Raw genomic sequence first — 17,661 nt, 5'->3', positions numbered from 1 at the left:
TTAGCCAGTAACCGGTCGATGGCCATGTTCATTCACTGTTTAGGCTGAGGTGGAGGTTCCTAAGGTAAAAATCCAAAGTGGGGTAGTAACCGAATTGTGCTGGAACTCAGAGCAAATGCTTTAGAGCTTGTCTGTCATGGCGATAAATCATGGCCGCCGCCGAATCTGTTGGAACGTCAATTTTTGATCGCAATCGGTTCCGTGGCAGAAGTCTCTCCTCGTTCCGAAATGGAAATCGGGGGAGAAATCCGACGGGCAAGGTATACGGCGATGACTAATGCGACAATCACTAGCACATTCGCTCCAAGATCGAGGAGATACCGGTTAAATACTACCTCACTCACATCTTCCATATAGGCGATCTCGGCTCCAATCGTCAGAATGCGTCGGGTCGAGGCAATCACGCAGATGTATAAAAATGGTTCTAGGGTAATCACCTTGGTTTTGAGAAAGTTGATGATGGTGCGGAATAGTTCTAACAAAATAATGACGAGCAAGAGATCATGAACCAATGCCAGCACCGCAGAAACCGCATTTGTTCCAACCACAAGGGCAAAGGCGTACCAGGAATGCACAAAGACCACCATGCCGATCACGAGGAAGCTGAAGCCCGTGGCGATGTATCCCATTCCATCGAGGGTTTCCATCAGATTGATCATCACCCCATTAACGGTCCGATCAAATATTGACCAACGGCTCACCGAAGTTGGTTTTTTGGTTTCGGTATGTGTATCCATCATCTCCCCTGTTATGTCGCTGGGTTTGTCACAACCTAACCCGTTAATGAAATCTCTCCCCATGGTTCCGTCTTCATGCCAGGACTGATAGGCAGGACCAATCCTGGCATGAAGATGGCTCGTGAAGACTCTCTCCTGTGGAATAAACCAGCAAGGCCAGCTAGATTGCCATCCAGAAAATTCTGTTAAATCGAGGAAAATGAATCTATCCGGAGGCGGGAATGAAAAAGGACCTTCGGGATTATTTGGATTTCATAGACCCACGGATGTCTACCCAGCAAACTGGGCGAGAGCTGTATCATATAAACGAGACAAATCCTCTAACTCATGATTCATGCCTAATTGAAGTGCGGACCAGTCTTTCCTCTTTGCAGTTTTCAGTGCCTCGATATGAATGTGAACCTCTTTTCTTTTCTTGATGAGTTCATCTAGAGTGGTGTTAAACGCTGCCCGGGGTTCAGATTGCAATTTCATCTGCTGAACGCGGGCCACGAGGTTCACATGTTTGACATGTAACTGGTCCAATTGACTTTCTACGGTTTTGACATAGCCATTGAGATCTTCTTCAACGGGTGCGTGTCTCGTGTCGACAATTTCTTGGTTCTTCAAAGCTGTACCTTTTTCAGCCGACGAAGATTCATCAGAGGGCTCAGATTCAGAAGTATTGCAGCCAGGGGCTATCAAGCAGATCATACCCACGAACATATATACGCCGACTGATTTTTTCATGTGCCTTCCTCTAGTGACCTTCCCCATTCAATCGACTGAAACCGTGCGGTGGAAACGAAAGAACTTCCGCACAGGTCCCAAGACATCCTTCCATGGCCGACAGTACGGAAAAGTTTTTGCTTTCTCCTCCGTTCTGCCTGAATCCCATGGAAGGATATGTGGAGTTAAGCCTCTAGAATGATAATTGTTTTCTCTGCCGTTCGACTTCGACCTGTTGGCAGTTTTGTTTGGCCAACATCAGCTGACCGTTACTCGCATCTGCGGGGATTCGGCTTAGGCAGAGTTTAAGTGTATCTTGGACACTTTCTACCGCAATTTGTTTGAGCCCTTCGTCTTGTAAGGCTCTCGATCCTTCTCCTCGCTCCGCAGCCTGAGACCCAATTGGCAGGATCAGCGGAAACACCAGTAAAAATGCGAACAGAATGGTGCGATTGATAAAAAGATTATGTTTCATGGTTCAATCTCCTTTGTTGTGAAATACAGCCATACTTGACATGAACCTCGTGGGAATCACGAGGACGCGTCCTTCCAAAATACTTCTTAGGCGTAGGCGAGGTGCCGATGTCGAATGCCGTCTGCTGCTAAGGTCTGACAGGGCTCCACGCAGTTTTTTGCTAATAATCATGAGAATTAGGTAAGCCTTCACTACTTTACGTGGTGTTCCAATGGAGCCAGTCTCATGTTCTGATTCAAATTCTCAATGCCGTGGCTCATTGTTGGTGAAAGATTCGTTAAGGCCTTGCCTGGATTGGATGGCAAGAGCAGCGGTTTGGGTGTCGGTGATTCAGTTTCGTCATCAAAGGGATCGATCATCTTCAAGAACAGTGAATCCTCCCCACCTGTTTCACGCCGAAACATGAGCCAAACGGCTAATCCTAGCATGAAAATTAGGCCGGCAGCGGCTATTCCTGCTTCTAATCCTGAACTCAGATTTATCATTTTTGAACCTCTCTCGTTTTGTCAAAAGCTAGTGGCTTTTTCATGGAATGCGCTTGGTGTGTCATTTTTTCAAAATGTCGCTCTGCTCTTTTGAGATTTACGGCGAGTACCACTCTGGTGCGGAAGGTTCAGAGGTCGACTTCTCTCGTCCAATGAACCTGCCAACTACCAATTGAGGTACTCCCGCTCGTTATAGAGGCGTAGGCGGTACTTCTTTAAATGGAAGTTCGAGGGGAAAGGTCACCCACATGGTTATAGTCCAAAATAGAAGCATGAGCCCTAAGAGGACTTCAAATGGATACATAATGCACCTCTTTGTTTGACCGTGAAGGTCGGGAATGGCCTCTTCAAGAACCTGGTCTGACGACCAGCGTTCCAATCAACACCGAAAGCGGCGGAGACTGTTGAGAAAAGGTTAGGCGTAGCGCGGCGCGGACAGCGGAATCAGACGCGCTGTGAGGAAATGGAAAAGCGCGAGGGATGGGAATGTCAACGAGGATTCATACGTCATGGATTTACCCTATACCTTAGCCGGTGTAGTGTCAATGAATCATAAGCCCTACGGGGAGAGAACGCGTATTCCGTGGAAGGCCATCGAAACTGTAAATATCTTTCGCTGTGTCGATTTGCCCCTAGCGAGCGTTGAAAGAATCGATGGATGCGAGGTCTGCTTGGACATATACACTCGATGGAGGATTTCCTATAATACTGCCCAATATATGAGAGAGACCAGGAGACGTTTGTGAGCACCAAACCGTTCGGAATATTGTTGGTTCGTTGCCAAGATCAAAAGGGGATTGTGGCGCGAGTGGCGAGTTTCCTCCATGACTTCGGGGGAAACATCGTGGACTCCGACCACCACACCGATCGTGAGACGGGTGATTTCTTGATGCGTATGGTTTTTGATCTAGCGCACTTTCAACTTTCTCGTGAGGACATTCACGCCTCGTTTGCTCCCATTGCCAAAATTTTTGGGATGACCTCGACCCTGCATTTTTCAGATTCCCGGCCACGCATGGCCTTGATGGTGTCCAAATACGAACATTGCTTAGTCGATCTATTGCAACGGCAGCGTCGAGGGGAATTGGCCGTCGATATTCCCATGATCATTTCGAATCATTCCGAATGCCAGTTTTGGGCTGATCGTTTTGAAGTGCCCTATTGCCATTTTCCCGTGACACCCGGAAAAAAACCTGAACAGGAACAACAAGTGCTGGAAGTGTTGCATCGGCATCAGGTGGATGTCGTGGTCATGGCCAGGTATATGCAGATTTTGAGCAATAACTTTTTAGATACCGTGGGATGTCCCGTCATCAATATTCATCATTCTTTTTTGCCGGCGTTTATTGGCGCAAAGCCCTATCACCAAGCCTATGAGCGGGGGGTGAAAATCATTGGGGCGACCGCGCATTATGCCACACAGGATCTTGATGAAGGCCCCATCATTGAGCAGGACGTCATGCGCATTGGCCATCGAGATACGATCGATGATTTGGTTAGGAAAGGACGAGATCTGGAAACCTTCGTTCTGGCCAGGGCCGTGCGGAATCACATCGAGCATCGAGTGTTAGTATATGGCAAAAAGACCGTCATTTTTGATTGAGATTTCCATTCAGTCTTCCCCGTTCAACGATCTGGACTGTTGCCAAGCTGGTTGTCAGATGATGGTGTATTTTTCTTTTTAGTTCCCCCAAATATTCCTCTGCCCATTCTCCTCGGCCATGATTTCCAGAGACAGCGTAAACCTGCTATAACAGAGCGCGATGCGGATCTTTAAAATTCTCAGAATCCTGGTGCTTATTGCTCTCGGGCTGGTGGGGCTCTATGCCGCGATAGGATTTCTTGGTGTGCCCTGGGCAGTAAAGAAATATGGAGTTCCGGAGGTTTCAAAGATTCTTGAACGTCCTGTGATGTTGCGGGATATGAGTTTTGATCCCTTTGCCTTCAATCTCAAGCTCGAAGGATTTGAAATTCGTGATACCGATGGCTCGCCTCTCGTGGGTTTTGAACAATTGTTTGTGAACTTCGAGGCCACTTCCCTCCTTTCTGATGCCTATCGATTTGATATCATTCGCCTGAGCCTCCCTTTTGGGTTGGTGAAAATCCTGAAAGATGGACGGCTGAATCTTGCGGAGGTCGGGGGAATTTCCGGTGAGCCCTCGGCTCCAGAGCAGGAGTCATCAACCAGTCTTTCCGCAGACGAGAAGCCATTCTTGGTAGACATTGGCCTCTTGTCCATCGAACAAGGGGCTCTGGAGTTTCGTGATGAATCAAAATCTCCCACATTTATTGCTGACATCGTACCGCTTCAAGTGACCTTGAGAAATTTTAGTACGCGTCCCGGGAATCAAAATTCCTACTTTCTGGCGGCTGAGTTGAGCGAGGGAGAACGTGTGCAATGGCAGGGTAATGTGTCCATGGATCCTCTTCGCTCCCAAGGTCAGGTGGAAATCTCCAGTCTGAGAGCGGGATCCCTTTGGGAATATGTTGAAGACCAATTTCGTTTTGAAATTTCTCAAGGGCTCCTAGACTTGCAAGTGATCTATGATGTGGATATGGCCCAAGATCCAGTGGGAGTGGTGTTGAATAAGGGCACGATGACCTTGCGAAATTTTGCTCTTCGTCAAAAAGGACATACTGATGAGCTCATCGTGGTGCCTTCGTTTTCCATTAGGGGAATTGAGGCCGATGTCGGGGCACGGCAGGTGTTTATCGATTCGATTCAATCCCGTGGCGCCGATGTCCAAGGGTGGATCAACCCGGATGGGACCGTGAATTTCCAAAATTTATTTGCGAGCCAAGAGAATTCTGAAGTTCCCGAAGAAGTGGAAACCAGTTCTCCCCAGAATGTTGATTCGGAAGGCCCGCCGTGGTCAGCCACGATTAAAACTATTTCTCTGGAGGAATACGCCGTACGATTTGAGGATCGGCAACCGTCAAAGCGGGTGCCTCTCAATATCAAAGGGTTGAGTCTACAGGCGCAAAATGTGACTACGGATTTACAGAAACCGATTGCTCTAGAATTGGGCCTTACCTTCAACCAGTCCGGGAAATTGTCCGTCAGCGGACAAGTGACGCCGGATCCGCCTAGAGGGGATTTGACGCTTGCACTGTCTGGAGTATCGTTTGCGCCTTTTCAACCTTATTTGGAGCCGTATGGCCAATTTCAATTGGTGCGTGGATCGCTCGGGTTGAAGGGACGTACGACCTTTACGTCCCAATCGGGACAAGACGCAAATGTGAGTTTTTCAGGGGATATCACCATTGGTGATGTGGCTCTTGTTGATCCTGTGGCGTCGGAAGAATTTTTGAAATGGGAACAACTTGCGTTCCAAGGTATGGCCGTGGAATCCCAGCCTCCCCGTGTATCATTGGAAGAAGTAATGGTGACCCTTCCCTATGCCAAAGTGGTGAAGAATTCTGAAGGTACGCTGAATGTGGAGCGATTGTTCTCTCCGGTGGAGCCCGCAGCTGGGTCATCTAAGGAAGAGGGGAAGACAATGGACGGAAAATCCTTAACTTCTGAGAATAAGGCGGCGACGCCTTCGCCGTTGATTACGATCAATACCGTCCGAATTCAAAATGCTGGTGTGGATTTTATGGATCAGGCAATTGATCCTCAGGTTGTGACGGGGATCCAAAGCCTGACGGGAACAATTCAGGGACTTTCTTCTCAGGAATTATCGAAAGCTAACGTGTCGCTAGAAGGACGAGTCGATGACGTCGCTTCACTGAAGATTCAAGGGCAAGTCAATCCTTTACAAGAAGATCTGTACACGGACGTCAAAGTGCTATTTCAAAATCTGGATCTCACCACGGTGTCTCCCTATGCCGGGAAATATATTGGGTATCCTATTGATAAGGGAAAATTATCCTTAGATTTGGATTATAGTCTGTCAGAAAACGTCTTGATTGGTGAGAATAAGGTACAAGTCGAACAATTGGCCTTGGGAGAGGCGACGGGTAGTCCCGATGCACCTTCATTGCCGGTTCCTTTGGCGGTGGCATTACTCAAGGATCGTGACGGGCGCATTGATATTGATTTGCCCGTACGTGGTGACTTAAATGATCCAGAGTTCAGTTACGGTCAATTGGTACTGCAAACCTTAGTCAATCTTATCACCAAAGCCGCGACTTCTCCGTTTTCCCTAGTTGGCGGTTTGTTAGGAGGGAGCGGCGAGGATTTATCCTTTGTTCAATTTTCTCCTGGGCAGGCGATTTTGACTGAACGGGAAAATGAAAAACTTTCAACGTTGGCCATGGCTCTTTCGGAGCGTCCAGGGTTGCGACTGGAAATTACTAGCAGTGTGGAACCGACCCTAGATGGTCCAGCTCTTTCTGCAGCAAAACTTGAAGACCAAATCATACAACTTCGACAACAGGAATTGGCTACATCGGCCAAGGGCGAATTGCCGTCGGCAACGGAAGTGGCACTTTCTTCGTTGGATCAAGAGCGATTGCTCAAGAAGCTGTATATGGAGAAGTTTGGTGAAGAACTGGGCAAGGAGTCAGTGACGGATAATGCGTCCACAAAGAATGCTCCCGGTGTTTCGGAGGAATCCTTAAAAGGAAGTGGGCCAGGTACTACTCCCAAGCCAGGTTTCAACGAAAATATGCCTACCACGGAGAAGATGCGGTTGCGATTGCTCAAAACCATCCAAGTTTCGGATGATGAATTGCGGCTTCTCGGGCAAGACCGCGCGAAAAGTATTCGGGATCACTTGGTGGAGCAAGAAAATATTCCGGAAGAACGTATTTTTCTGGTTGAGCCCAATCTGACCTCTGAAGCGGAAGGCCAATCGATTCGCACCAATCTTACTCTCACGGCACAGTAACCCTCTTGTGAAGATCCCATGCGTATCGGAGTCGATGTCGGAGGGACAAAAATCGAAGCCATTCTCTTGGATTCAACGGGAGAGGAACTCGCGCGGCGCCGAAGGGATTCACCGCAGGGAAACTACGAGGCGACCCTTGTCTTGATTGATGAACTGGTCGAGGAATTGGAACGAGATTTTGGCGTCACCGCGACCGTGGGAGTTGGTATTCCCGGAACGATATCGCCAGCTACCGGCTTGGTAAAAAATGCCAATTCCACATGGCTCACAGGACACCCTTTTCAACACGATTTAGCGCGATGCCTGAATCGCACGATTAAAGCAGCCAATGATGCGGATTGTTTTGTGGTATCTGAGTCGACTGATGGGGCGGCTCAGGGAGCCCGATCCGTCTTTGGGGTGATTTTGGGCACAGGGGTTGGTGGGGGATTGTGTTGGGAAGGCCGGCCCATTGTTGGTCCGAATGCCATTGCTGGGGAATGGGGGCATAACCCGCTCCCTTGGCCTAAAGATGATGAACGCCCAGGGCCTGAGTGTTACTGTGGTTTGCGCGGGTGCCTAGAAACCTTCCTGTCTGGGCCGGGGATGATCAACGATCATTTTCAGCGAACAGGAGAGCATGTGACACCTCAAGAAATCTATTCACGTGCGCTGGGGCATGACTTTGAATGCCTGAAGACCTTGGAGCGATACGAACACCGGCTGGCGCGAGGTTTGGCGAGTGTTATCAATATCTTTGATCCAGAGGTGATTGTGTTGGGGGGAGGAATGTCGAATATTGATCGTTGGTATCATACCGTTCCGACCTTGTGGGGGGCTTGGGTCTTTTCCGATCGTGTGGATACTCGTTTGGAAACCCCACGGTTTGGCGATTCGAGCGGAGTCCGAGGGGCAGCCTGGCTTTGGCCTCTTGAGTAATTTCCTAAAGTAAGATTGCCGAATTCACAGTGCTGCATTAAAGTGAACAACTTTTATTTAAAGAAATCGGTAAATATTATCTGATGACAGTGGTCGAGTAAGTCTTGACCAGTCGGCTGAGGTGTGAATTCCATGGAAGAATTGAAAGCGGATTCCCCAAAAGATTTTATTCGTACCATCGTCGCTCATGATGTTGAGACCAAAAAGTTCGATGCCGAGGTAAGAACTCGGTTTCCCCCGGAACCAAACGGCTATCTCCATATTGGACATGCCAAATCCATGTGTCTGAATTTTGGGGTAGCGGAAGAGTTTCCAGGTGGCCTCTGCAATTTACGGTTTGATGACACCAATCCCACCAAAGAGAATGTGGAATATGTCGCATCCATTCAAGCGGATGTTCAATGGCTCGGGTTTGATTGGGGTAGTCGTTTGTACTACGCCTCGGATTATTTCGAGCGCTTGTATGATTACGCGGTGTTCTTAATCAAACAAGGTCAAGCCTATGTGGACAGCTTGAATGCCGACCAAATTCGAGAACATCGGGGCACGTTAACGGAGCCGGGAACGCCCAGTCCGTTTCGCACCCGTTCGATTGAAGAAAATCTCGACTTGTTTGCCCGAATGCGCGCTGGCGAGTTTCCCGATGGCGCGCATGTACTCCGGGCAAAAATTGATATGGCCTCCCCCAATATTAATCTTCGAGATCCGATTTTGTATCGTATTCGCCGTGCTCATCATCATCGAACCGGAGATGCATGGTGTATGTATCCCAATTACGACTTTGCTCATCCACTATCTGATTCCATCGAAAGCATTACACATTCGTTATGTACCTTGGAGTTTGAAGATCATCGACCTTTGTACGATTGGGTCCTTAATGCCTGTCAGGTCGAGCGGCATTCGCAACAAATTGAATTTGCTCGATTGAATCTCACCTATACGCTTATGAGTAAACGCAAATTATTAGAATTGGTGGAAGAGGGCCATGTTTCAGGATGGGATGATCCACGTTTGCCCACCCTGATGGGACTTCGAAGACGAGGGTATACTCCGGAATCCATTCGAGCCTTTTGTGACCATATCGGTGTGGCGAAGCGGGACAGCACGACTGAAATGAAATTGCTTGAGCATTTCATCCGTGAGGATTTGAATAGACGCGCCATGCGAGTCATGGCGGTGCTACGCCCGCTACGATTGGTGATTGAAAATTATCCAGAAGGACAGGTTGAAGAATTGATGGCAGTGAATAATCCTGAAGATCCTACTATGGGGAAGCGCACCGTTCCCTTTTCCAGGGTTTTGTATATTGAGCAGGATGATTTCCGGGAGGATCCACCCAAAAAGTTTTTTCGTTTGGCCCCAGGACAGGAGGTTCGGCTTCGATATGCATATATCATTAAATGTACTCAGGTGATCAAAGATAGTGCGACGGGGGAGATTCAAGAGGTGCATTGCACCTATGACCCCGAAACTCGAAGCGGTGGGCCTCAGGCTTCGCGAAAAGTAAAGGGAACCTTGCATTGGGTTTCCGCCGAGCACGCCATTCAGGCCGAGGTTCGTCTTTATGATCATCTCTTCCTTGTTCCGGACCCTGGAAATGACAAAGGGGGTAAGGATTATCGGGATCATTTGAATCCCCATTCCATGGAGCGGTTATCTCAATGCTATGTGGAACCCAGCCTGGGCCAGGCAAAAGCGGATCAACATTTCCAATTTGAGCGGCAGGGATATTTTTGTGCGGATAGCGTAGATTCGTCAGAGGGCCGCTTGGTGTTTAACCGGACTGTAGCTTTACGGGATTCGTGGAGTAAAATTGAAAAAGAAAAATGAGGGGTTCGAGGGAATCAATTTGCCTCAGAGCCCGAGGAGGCTATTGTGTGCCTGGGCTATCTTCGGGGAGACTATCTAGGGGGCTGTCTGAAGGATGTGGGGAGTTTGGATGGCCTTCTTTTTGTGTGGAAATGGCCTGATTCGAAAGAAACTCTTCCATGTCATGGACATATTGGTTCCCAAATAATTGGATGACCCATTCCCGTTGTTGTTCCAACGGCACATCCCATGCTTCCCAGGCATCTAACAACCGAAGTTGATCGTAGGGCATGCAATCGAGCTTAATAGTAAAGAGAGGTACAGGCATAAAGAATTTATCGGTTGACTTTGGCCAGAACTCAAATGGAATCTGATGGCAGGTCTGCCGCTTGAGGGGATGACGATAACGCTGAACAGGCTGGAGATTTCGTAGAAACGAGGGTGACAAACCGAATCATAGGTCGCAATGGATGGGGATGTAATTCTTTAGGGGAGAAAAGTTACTCATCTCGCAATTGTCTTCGACGTTTGAAAATAACCATGTGTCCTTCTTCCATATCAATCCCTTCGGCGTTGTCGCAGATGGCTCCGGGATAGACGGAATCCACCTCCCATCCTTCCCCGTATCGTTTGACCAATTGTTTGTGGAGTGTGGCCAAGGCGGAATCCCCAGGCCCTCGCCCTTGAATTTCTGCCGGCACGGCAACTCCCCGTTTTTCATAATGTCGTCGATCAGAGTTTTCCTGTGCGTTCTCCATACAATCCCTTTTTTTGGTGAGCTTCACGCAAAAATTCTTGTTTTGGACTAGTGCCGAGGGGTGGTGAATTCAAATTTTCAATGTCTCCTTACCCTCTTTTTGTCCCTTCGGGATTTTTGGGGGGCTACTTAAGACCTGCCAAGATCTTGACTAAGCGCTTTTGTATTGCCTTCCCCAAACCTACAAAGGGGAAAATTTAAAATGGATGGTTGGTAAGCGATATTACTTGGGATCCTGATTGTGCGGTTGTTTTGAAAGTTTTAAGGCTTGAGAAGAGATCGTTACGGAGTCAGTGCGGGCTAGAGGCCCGTCTGCAGGAACTGGTTGAGATTGTTCAATAGGTGTTCCCAGACCTTGATTTACCTGAAAGGCGGAGCTACCAAGTGATTCAGTCGACACATTGAGGGGAATGCCACTAGTGTCCATGATTGCATGCTCCTTTTATGGTGTAATCTCCAAGGGCTTGCTCTCCGTTTTGGGCGGAGAAGGGGTCATGGTTGTTATATCGGCAGATGCTAAGAAAGGAAGAGATTCTTTTTTTGTGTGCACTGGATAAAGGCCAACATCATGCACCAAAAGGATTCTGGGGAAATGAAACAGCAGAAATATACCTGTTGAAGGAGATCTCGAAATGATCTTGGAAGCACACGGATTTTAAAAAGGTTTGGAATGCTGGAAGGGTGAGATGAACAAGGTTCCTGAGATTTGCTCAGGTGATCCTTTCACTCTGATCTACAGGAAAGTGCTTAGGATGCCATTTGTACATGAAAACAATGAAAGAAGTTCTTGCTTTGACGATCACCCTACTGGAGCGGTGGGCGTGGATTGATTTTCATTGGCTTGACCCTCAGGCTTTAATTCAGCAGGTTTCATGTCTTCAGGAAAAAGGTGTCCTAGTTTCTGTATGATGCTTTCCTGGGAAAAGGGTTTCATGATGTATCCCTGGGCTCCTGCCTGAATGGCTGCTACGATCTGTGCCTGTCGAGATTCCACTGTCACTAAATAGACAAGAGTATCTTTGAGGGATGCTTCCCCCCGAATGGCTTTGAGGAGGTCCAAGCCCGTAAGGCCTGGCATATGCCAATCGGCCATGACTAAATCGGCAGGTTGTTCTTTCAGAAGTTTAAGGGCTTCATCGCCCTGCTCTGCCTCTCGAATTTGTCCAAATCCCAGACGCTGGAAAATCCGAACCAATTTTTTTCTGGACACGGCATCGTCGTCTACGAGAAATATTGATTGAATTGTCTTGTCCTTCATGAAAAGAGTTCCTCTCACCAACAAATAGAAAAATTTGTTTTTGTAAGAATGGTAATAGAATTTGGATAATAAGGAAGTTTCGGAATCCTCCGAGCTCGATGCTGGTATATCATCAGCTCATACTGCCTATTCGGAATATCCAATAGAAACTTTATCACCCCAAAATGAGTCGGCGTATTTATTTCCGGAATTATATGTTTGAGGGGTTGCGCAAGGATGAAAAGGAGAAACAAGAGGGTACTTATTGAAAAGACAGCACAGATTAGGATAAGCCGTTACTTTCGTAGCATGTCGAAATTTTGAATGCCCAGTGCGTCATATATTTGAAGGGAGGCTTTGGATTTATTCAGGGTATAGAAATGAATTCCTTGGACTTCGTGGTCAAGTAAATCCAAAACCTGCTCTGTAGCCCAATGAATACCAATTTGTTCGGCTTCTCCAGGCAAAGCTGTTTCATTCATGGCTCGGAGTAATTTGGCTGGAAACCGTGCCCCAAGCGCGAGTTCAGACATGCGAGTCATACCCTTCTTCGAGGTGATAGGCATGATCCCAGCGATAATCGGGACGTTAATATGTGCCAGCTCACATCGTTCACGGAAATCGTAAAAATCACGATTGTCAAAAAATAACTGGGTGCAAATATAATCCGCCCCAGCGTCGATTTTATTCTTTAAGTAATCGATTTCCTTAAGGCGGTTAGGTGTATCCGGGTGCCCTTCCGGAAACCCAGCCACCCCAACTCCCATGGAAGGGAAATGTTTTTTGATGAAACGGACCAATTCCACTGCATGGTGGAAATCCTGATGGGGTGCGAGGTCTATGTGAGTCGTTTGAGGTGGATCCCCTCGCAGCGCCATGATATTTTTTATCCCTCGATCCTGATACGTTTGAAGAATCTGGCGAATTTCCTCCTGGCCGGATCCTACACATGTCAAATGCGAAACGATTGTCAGGTTGGTTTCTTCGCGAAGCTTGACTACTAAATCGTGCGTTAAGGTTCGCGTGGAACCTCCTGCCCCGTATGTTACACTTACATATGCAGGCTTGAGGGGGACAAGTTGTGAAATCGTCTGAAACAATTCCTGGGAGGCCGCTTCAGTTTTCGGTGGAAAAAACTCAAAGCTGATGGCTGGTTGATGCTGTTTTAAGACTTGGGCGATATGCATGTTGGTTTGAAGGGGCTGGCTTTCGGTTCCGCGTACGTTTGGTTTGTCGGCCGACTATGTCAATAAATAATGGAATCTTGTTTCATAATCTTTTAAATACTCAGGAAAAACAAGGTCAAATAATAGGCATTGAGAAAAAATTCAAAAAAGTTCCCAATTTTTTCGGAGAAACCGTGGAATGTTGTCACCTGGTTTGGAGTTACTTTGGGCTGAAATAGTGAAAATCCTTGGGTTTAGCAAGTGCCCATAGGGGTTGCCGATAACCAGATTAGGCTAGGCAAAGCAAAGGGAATTATTCTTTCATCGGCTGTAGCAGAGAGTACATTAATGGGAGACGCTCCAAATCTTGCCTCTTTGTTTCAATCCAATAATGAAGAATTTTTCATCATCTTACTTGTGTTTGTACTTCCCGGATATTACCTGGCAGAAGGGTAAATTCTGTCTGAGCCCAGGAGCATTGTCCCATTTTGTTCCTCGGATAAACAACGAGGTGTCAGGGTATAACCAAAAAGGTTGAATTCGATTCAGGGCCCCGACATGTTCCACTCCTTGTGTCTATGTCCTTCGAGCGTGACCATGCCCCACCCGGTGCGGCCTGGCACCCTCACCGGAGCATGTCGGCTCTTTTTCCTTCGGTGAGCGGCCCACAAGGGGGCTGGGACCCATCAGAACAAGATGCTCCTCGGGTTTAATTCCTCTCCACAAAAATATTCCACTGTTTATTGTTATACCTTAGACTCCCATCTACTTCGGCCCGAAAACTTAGAGTCCGGGTGTTATCCCTGTTTTCCTTATCAGCCTAGATCCTTTTGGTATCAGGAAAATAGGCAAAGTGGTGTCAATATTTCCGACATGTCAGTTTTTTGACGTCGAAAAGGAAAAAATTTCCTCCTTTCAATTCTTACTCTTTGAACTTATTTTTCCTAATTTTTCAATGGCTTATGGAATAATAGCCCTCTTTTTGTACATTTGAGGTGAAGGCAGAATAGTTCGGTATTAATCTTGCTCACAAATTCTCCTAAGACGCAAAGTGATGTCTGTTGTGGTTTTTGGCATGTCATATTAGCATTTGAGTGTAAGAGACCTTTGGTTTTGAAGAAGGTTGGGAAAAGCCAACGAGCGAAGGGGGCTGAAATGGAGAACAGCCAAGTGCGAGTGCTTCTGGTTAATCAACGAGAAGAGGATTGCATTTCGACTAAAAAATTATTGGAGGATGCTCGAGACCCGAAGTTTGTCCTGGAATGGGTATCTGGGTATGAGGCCGCACTTGAGACAATTCGACGTAATGCTCATGACGTGTACTTGTTGGATTATAAGTTGGGAGAACGGTCGGGGCTCGATTTGATTCGTGAAGCAATTTACAACGGGTGTACGGCTCCCCTTATCATGCTCACCGAGGAACCTGATCATGGTATAGATACAGAAGCTATTAAGGCCGGAGCAGCGGACTCCTTGGTTAAAGAGCAAATAAATTCGAACTTGTTGGAGCGATCCATTTGCTATGCCATCGAGCGTAAACGTGCCGAGGAACGAATGGCGTATTTGGCTCAATATGATTCGCTAACAGGATTGGCGAATCGCAGTCTTTTCAAGGAACTGTTGTCACTTGCGTTGGCGCGTGCTGAACGAAATGGGAAGCATGTGGCGCTCATGTTCCTTGATCTTGATCGATTTAAGGTGATTAATGATTCCTTAGGGCATGATGGCGGTGATCAGGTATTGAAGGTAATTGCCGAGCGCCTTCGTTCCCGCATGCGAAAAAGTGACACGGTTGCCAGATTGGGCGGCGATGAATTTACCGTGATCCTCGAAGACATTGGGACGGTACAGGACGCCTCCAATGTTGCGCAAGAACTTCTCCAAATTGTGGCACAACCAGTCATGGTTCAAGACCAGGAACTGTTTGTGACACCAAGTATCGGGATTGCCATTTATCCTCAATATGGGAAAGATCCCGAGACGCTGATTAAGAATGCGGATATGGCCATGTACCGAGCGAAGCGACAAGGAAGAAATGCCTATCGATTTTATACGACCACCATGGAATCCAATGGAAAGGCTTCGCAACATCTGGCCATGGAAACGCGGCTGCGCCATGCGCTGGATCGTGAAGAATTTCTTCTGCACTATCAGCCGCTGATTGATATGAAAAGTGGACGAGTGATTTCTCTCGAGGCGTTGTTGCGATGGTGTCATCCTGAACGGGGCATTATTTTGCCAGACGAATTTATTCCTATGGCTGAAGAAAATGGAATGATCGTGCCAATTGGTGAGTGGGTGTTGTCCACAGCATGTCGACAAAACAAAGAATGGCAGGAATCCGGGCTTCCTCTGACGAGTGTGAGTGTGAATTTATCAGCTCGGCAATTCCGACAGAAATTATTTGTGGGGAAAGTGGCCAGTATCCTTGCGGAAAGCAGATTAGACCCTCAATTCCTCGAGCTCGAATTGACGGAGAGTTTGCTCTTTGAAAGCAATGGCGCTTCGACCAATCGGTTGAAAGAGCTGAAGGCCTTGGGAATCAAAATTTCAATTGATGATTTTGGAACGGGCTATTCATCACTCAGTTACTTAAAATGTTTTCCTATCGATACCCTAAAAATTGATCGGTCATTTGTTGGGGATATACCCTCCAATGAAGGCGATTCGGCTATCGCCAGCGGGATGATTGCCCTCGCACACGGGTTACATATGAAAGTCACGGCCGAGGGGGTAGAAACGCAGGCCCAATGGGACTTTTTACACGAACGTGGGTGCGATGCCATCCAGGGGTTTCTCATGAGCCCGGCAGTGGCTCCAGAAGAGGTGACCTCTGGTTTCCAAAATCGATGGTTAGAACCGGTTGGTACAGGTGCGGAGGGGGGATCCTTTTCATGGAATCTGTCATCTCTCGCCAAACGGTGGACAGGGTAAATGCCCTACGAATAGACTAAATTTTCGTTGTGCGGCCCAATGAGTATATTGGGCGCAGGCGAAGAGTAGCGAGATTTTGAGGCTCATGGTAAGGTGAGGACCATGGGCTTTTTTTATGCCCAATCGAAATGAGGAGCGACGGAGTTTCCATGGTTCATGAAGCTGCACGGTCGTTAGACATCAAGGTCATGCAAGGGAGTATTCTCGATGCTGAGACGCAAGTGATCGTGAATGCGGCAAATAGTCATGGCTTGATGGGCGGCGGGGTGGCCGGAGTCATTCGTCGTGAGGCCGGGTTCCAAGTGGAGGAAGAAGCTCGGAAACAAGCCCCTATTCCGGTGGGGATGGCCGTGCTCACCTCTGGTGGGCGTACGAAGTTTCGCGGGATCATCCATGCGCCAACAATGCCGGAGCCTGCCATGCGAATTCCACCAACGAATGTGGGTGCAGCGACCCGGGCCGCCTTGGTTCTTGCTGATGAACAAGGGTTTCAATCCCTGGCCCTTCCGGGTTTGGGGACAGGCGTTGGAAAAGTCTCCCCGCAAGAATGCGCGCGCGAAATGATTGAAGAAATTCGCCGATTCCAGCCAGAATTCTTGCAATCGGTGGTGTTGATTGATATTGACTCGGTGATGGTGCAAGCCTGGCAAAATCTCCTATGATGAATTAGGCGGTGCGACCGAATTCAGGTTTTTAAGGAGACAAGAGGAATTCAAGGAATAACCTATGCCGCTTGAAGACGAATTTTGCGATATTGTGAAAAAAGCCAGATCCGGACTTGCGTATTCGGTGGAGCAGGTGTCGGAACACGCTACCTTGTCGCGCACCGATTGGGAAAGTCTTGAAAAAGGTGTGCGCATGCCTTCGGCCGCTGAGGTTGAGGCTACCGCCAACGTATTGTCCTTAAAATCCAGGGCGTTGAATGCTGTTGCGATTGAGCTGTGGGAACCCATTCCATCGCCGAGCTGGCTTGAAACCGCCGTTATTACCGTGAGGGGAGAAATTGGCGGTTATGAGGTTAAAGGCTATGTGCTTTTCGATGCCGGAACCAAAGAGGCAGTCTTTATTGATACGGCGTACAATGCCAAGGCCATGTTGGCCGAAGTAAAAAGCCGAGGGTTCAAGCTCGTTGGAGTGTGTTTAACCCATGGACATACCGATCATGCCGGTGGGCTCGATAGCATTTTGAAGGAATGGCCGGTTCCTGTGTATTTGGGGAATGGTGATTTTCCATTGTTACCCTGGAAACCAGAGAAAGAGAAGCTTGTTGTCCCGCATAACGGGCAAAAAATTTCTGTGGGTTCCCTTACGGTAACCTGCTTGGCGACGCCTGGGCATACCCCCGGCGGGTTCTGTTTCCAGGTGTCCCTCGTCGATCATAAGATTTGCTTTGTGGGTGATACGCTCTTTGCTGGGTCGATTGGACGATCGAACCCCTTCTCCCTTTACCCGGAGCATTTGCAATCTGTGCGTGGATGCGTGTTACAGCTTCCTGACGAGACGGTATTGCTGCCTGGACATGGTCCCGCGACCACGGTAAAAGAAGAAAAAATTCATAATCCATTTGGATGATTATCTCCTGCCTCGCTCAGAATCAAAA

16 protein-coding genes are annotated in these 17,661 nt (G+C 47.9%); 7 read left to right on the top strand and 9 right to left on the bottom strand.

Going from position 1 to position 17,661, the window contains the following annotated elements:
- Positions 1-176 precede the first annotated feature (176 nt).
- From PPG34_RS07545 to PPG34_RS07530, 4 genes are all read right to left on the bottom strand, one after another.
- On the bottom strand, positions 177-740 hold the full coding sequence (locus tag PPG34_RS07545) for a phosphate-starvation-inducible PsiE family protein (protein ID WP_313832577.1): 564 nt from the start codon (positions 738-740) through the stop codon (positions 177-179).
- Between the two features lie 267 nt (positions 741-1,007).
- Complete coding sequence (locus tag PPG34_RS07540; protein WP_313832576.1) at positions 1,008-1,466, bottom strand: sll1863 family stress response protein; 459 nt, start codon at positions 1,464-1,466, stop codon at positions 1,008-1,010.
- A gap of 172 nt (positions 1,467-1,638) precedes the next feature.
- Complete coding sequence (locus PPG34_RS07535; protein ID WP_313832575.1) at positions 1,639-1,920, bottom strand: hypothetical protein; 282 nt, start codon at positions 1,918-1,920, stop codon at positions 1,639-1,641.
- A gap of 191 nt (positions 1,921-2,111) precedes the next feature.
- On the bottom strand, positions 2,112-2,405 hold the full coding sequence (locus PPG34_RS07530; protein ID WP_313832574.1) for a hypothetical protein: 294 nt from the start codon (positions 2,403-2,405) through the stop codon (positions 2,112-2,114).
- Positions 2,406-3,147: 742 nt separating this feature from the next.
- On the opposite strand from PPG34_RS07530, the gene purU reads away from it, so the two are divergent.
- The 4 genes from purU to PPG34_RS07510 all read left to right on the top strand — a co-directional run bounded on the left by purU (position 3,148) and on the right by PPG34_RS07510 (position 9,988).
- On the top strand, positions 3,148-4,008 hold the full coding sequence (gene purU, locus PPG34_RS07525; RefSeq protein WP_313832572.1) for a formyltetrahydrofolate deformylase: 861 nt from the start codon (positions 3,148-3,150) through the stop codon (positions 4,006-4,008).
- Between the two features lie 160 nt (positions 4,009-4,168).
- A complete protein-coding gene (locus tag PPG34_RS07520; protein ID WP_313832571.1) occupies positions 4,169-7,240 on the top strand; it encodes a DUF748 domain-containing protein in 3,072 nt (1,023 codons plus the stop codon).
- 18 nt (positions 7,241-7,258) lie between these two features.
- On the top strand, positions 7,259-8,158 hold the full coding sequence (locus tag PPG34_RS07515; RefSeq protein ID WP_313832570.1) for an ROK family protein: 900 nt from the start codon (positions 7,259-7,261) through the stop codon (positions 8,156-8,158).
- 132 nt (positions 8,159-8,290) lie between these two features.
- Positions 8,291-9,988 (top strand): glutamine--tRNA ligase/YqeY domain fusion protein, encoded by a 1,698-nt coding sequence (locus PPG34_RS07510; protein WP_313832568.1) that lies wholly within the window; start codon positions 8,291-8,293, stop codon positions 9,986-9,988.
- A gap of 40 nt (positions 9,989-10,028) precedes the next feature.
- Here the strand turns inward: PPG34_RS07510 and PPG34_RS07505 are convergent, their stop codons facing one another.
- From PPG34_RS07505 to metF, 5 genes are all read right to left on the bottom strand, one after another.
- Positions 10,029-10,295 (bottom strand): hypothetical protein, encoded by a 267-nt coding sequence (locus PPG34_RS07505; RefSeq protein ID WP_313832567.1) that lies wholly within the window; start codon positions 10,293-10,295, stop codon positions 10,029-10,031.
- Between the two features lie 172 nt (positions 10,296-10,467).
- Positions 10,468-10,725, bottom strand: coding sequence for a hypothetical protein (locus tag PPG34_RS07500; RefSeq protein ID WP_313832566.1), 258 nt, complete (start codon positions 10,723-10,725; stop codon positions 10,468-10,470).
- A gap of 222 nt (positions 10,726-10,947) precedes the next feature.
- Positions 10,948-11,151: a hypothetical protein gene (locus PPG34_RS07495; RefSeq protein ID WP_313832565.1), complete on the bottom strand. Its 204-nt coding sequence runs from the start codon at positions 11,149-11,151 to the stop codon at positions 10,948-10,950.
- 372 nt (positions 11,152-11,523) lie between these two features.
- The gene (locus tag PPG34_RS07490; protein WP_313832563.1) at positions 11,524-11,982 is read right to left on the bottom strand and encodes a response regulator; all 459 of its coding nucleotides are present in this window, start codon (positions 11,980-11,982) and stop codon (positions 11,524-11,526) included.
- Positions 11,983-12,257: 275 nt separating this feature from the next.
- On the bottom strand, positions 12,258-13,148 hold the full coding sequence (metF, locus tag PPG34_RS07485) for a methylenetetrahydrofolate reductase [NAD(P)H] (protein ID WP_313832561.1): 891 nt from the start codon (positions 13,146-13,148) through the stop codon (positions 12,258-12,260).
- Between the two features lie 1,134 nt (positions 13,149-14,282).
- Between metF and PPG34_RS07480 the strand changes: the two genes are divergently transcribed.
- From PPG34_RS07480 to PPG34_RS07470, 3 genes are all read left to right on the top strand, one after another.
- Positions 14,283-16,061 carry a two-component system response regulator gene (locus PPG34_RS07480; protein WP_313832560.1) on the top strand — a complete coding sequence of 593 codons (1,779 nt, stop codon included), beginning with the start codon at positions 14,283-14,285 and terminating at the stop codon, positions 16,059-16,061.
- A gap of 149 nt (positions 16,062-16,210) precedes the next feature.
- A complete protein-coding gene (locus PPG34_RS07475; RefSeq protein WP_313832559.1) occupies positions 16,211-16,723 on the top strand; it encodes a macro domain-containing protein in 513 nt (170 codons plus the stop codon).
- Between the two features lie 64 nt (positions 16,724-16,787).
- Positions 16,788-17,633, top strand: a complete 846-nt coding sequence (locus PPG34_RS07470; RefSeq protein ID WP_313832558.1) for an MBL fold metallo-hydrolase — start codon at positions 16,788-16,790, stop codon at positions 17,631-17,633.
- Positions 17,634-17,661 lie beyond the last annotated feature (28 nt).

Origin of the sequence: Candidatus Nitronereus thalassa, from assembly GCF_032191465.1 — a bacterium.
Lineage (GTDB): Bacteria > Nitrospirota > Nitrospiria > Nitrospirales > UBA8639 > Nitronereus > Nitronereus thalassa.
This window is presented reverse-complemented; position numbering and strand designations above follow the sequence as displayed.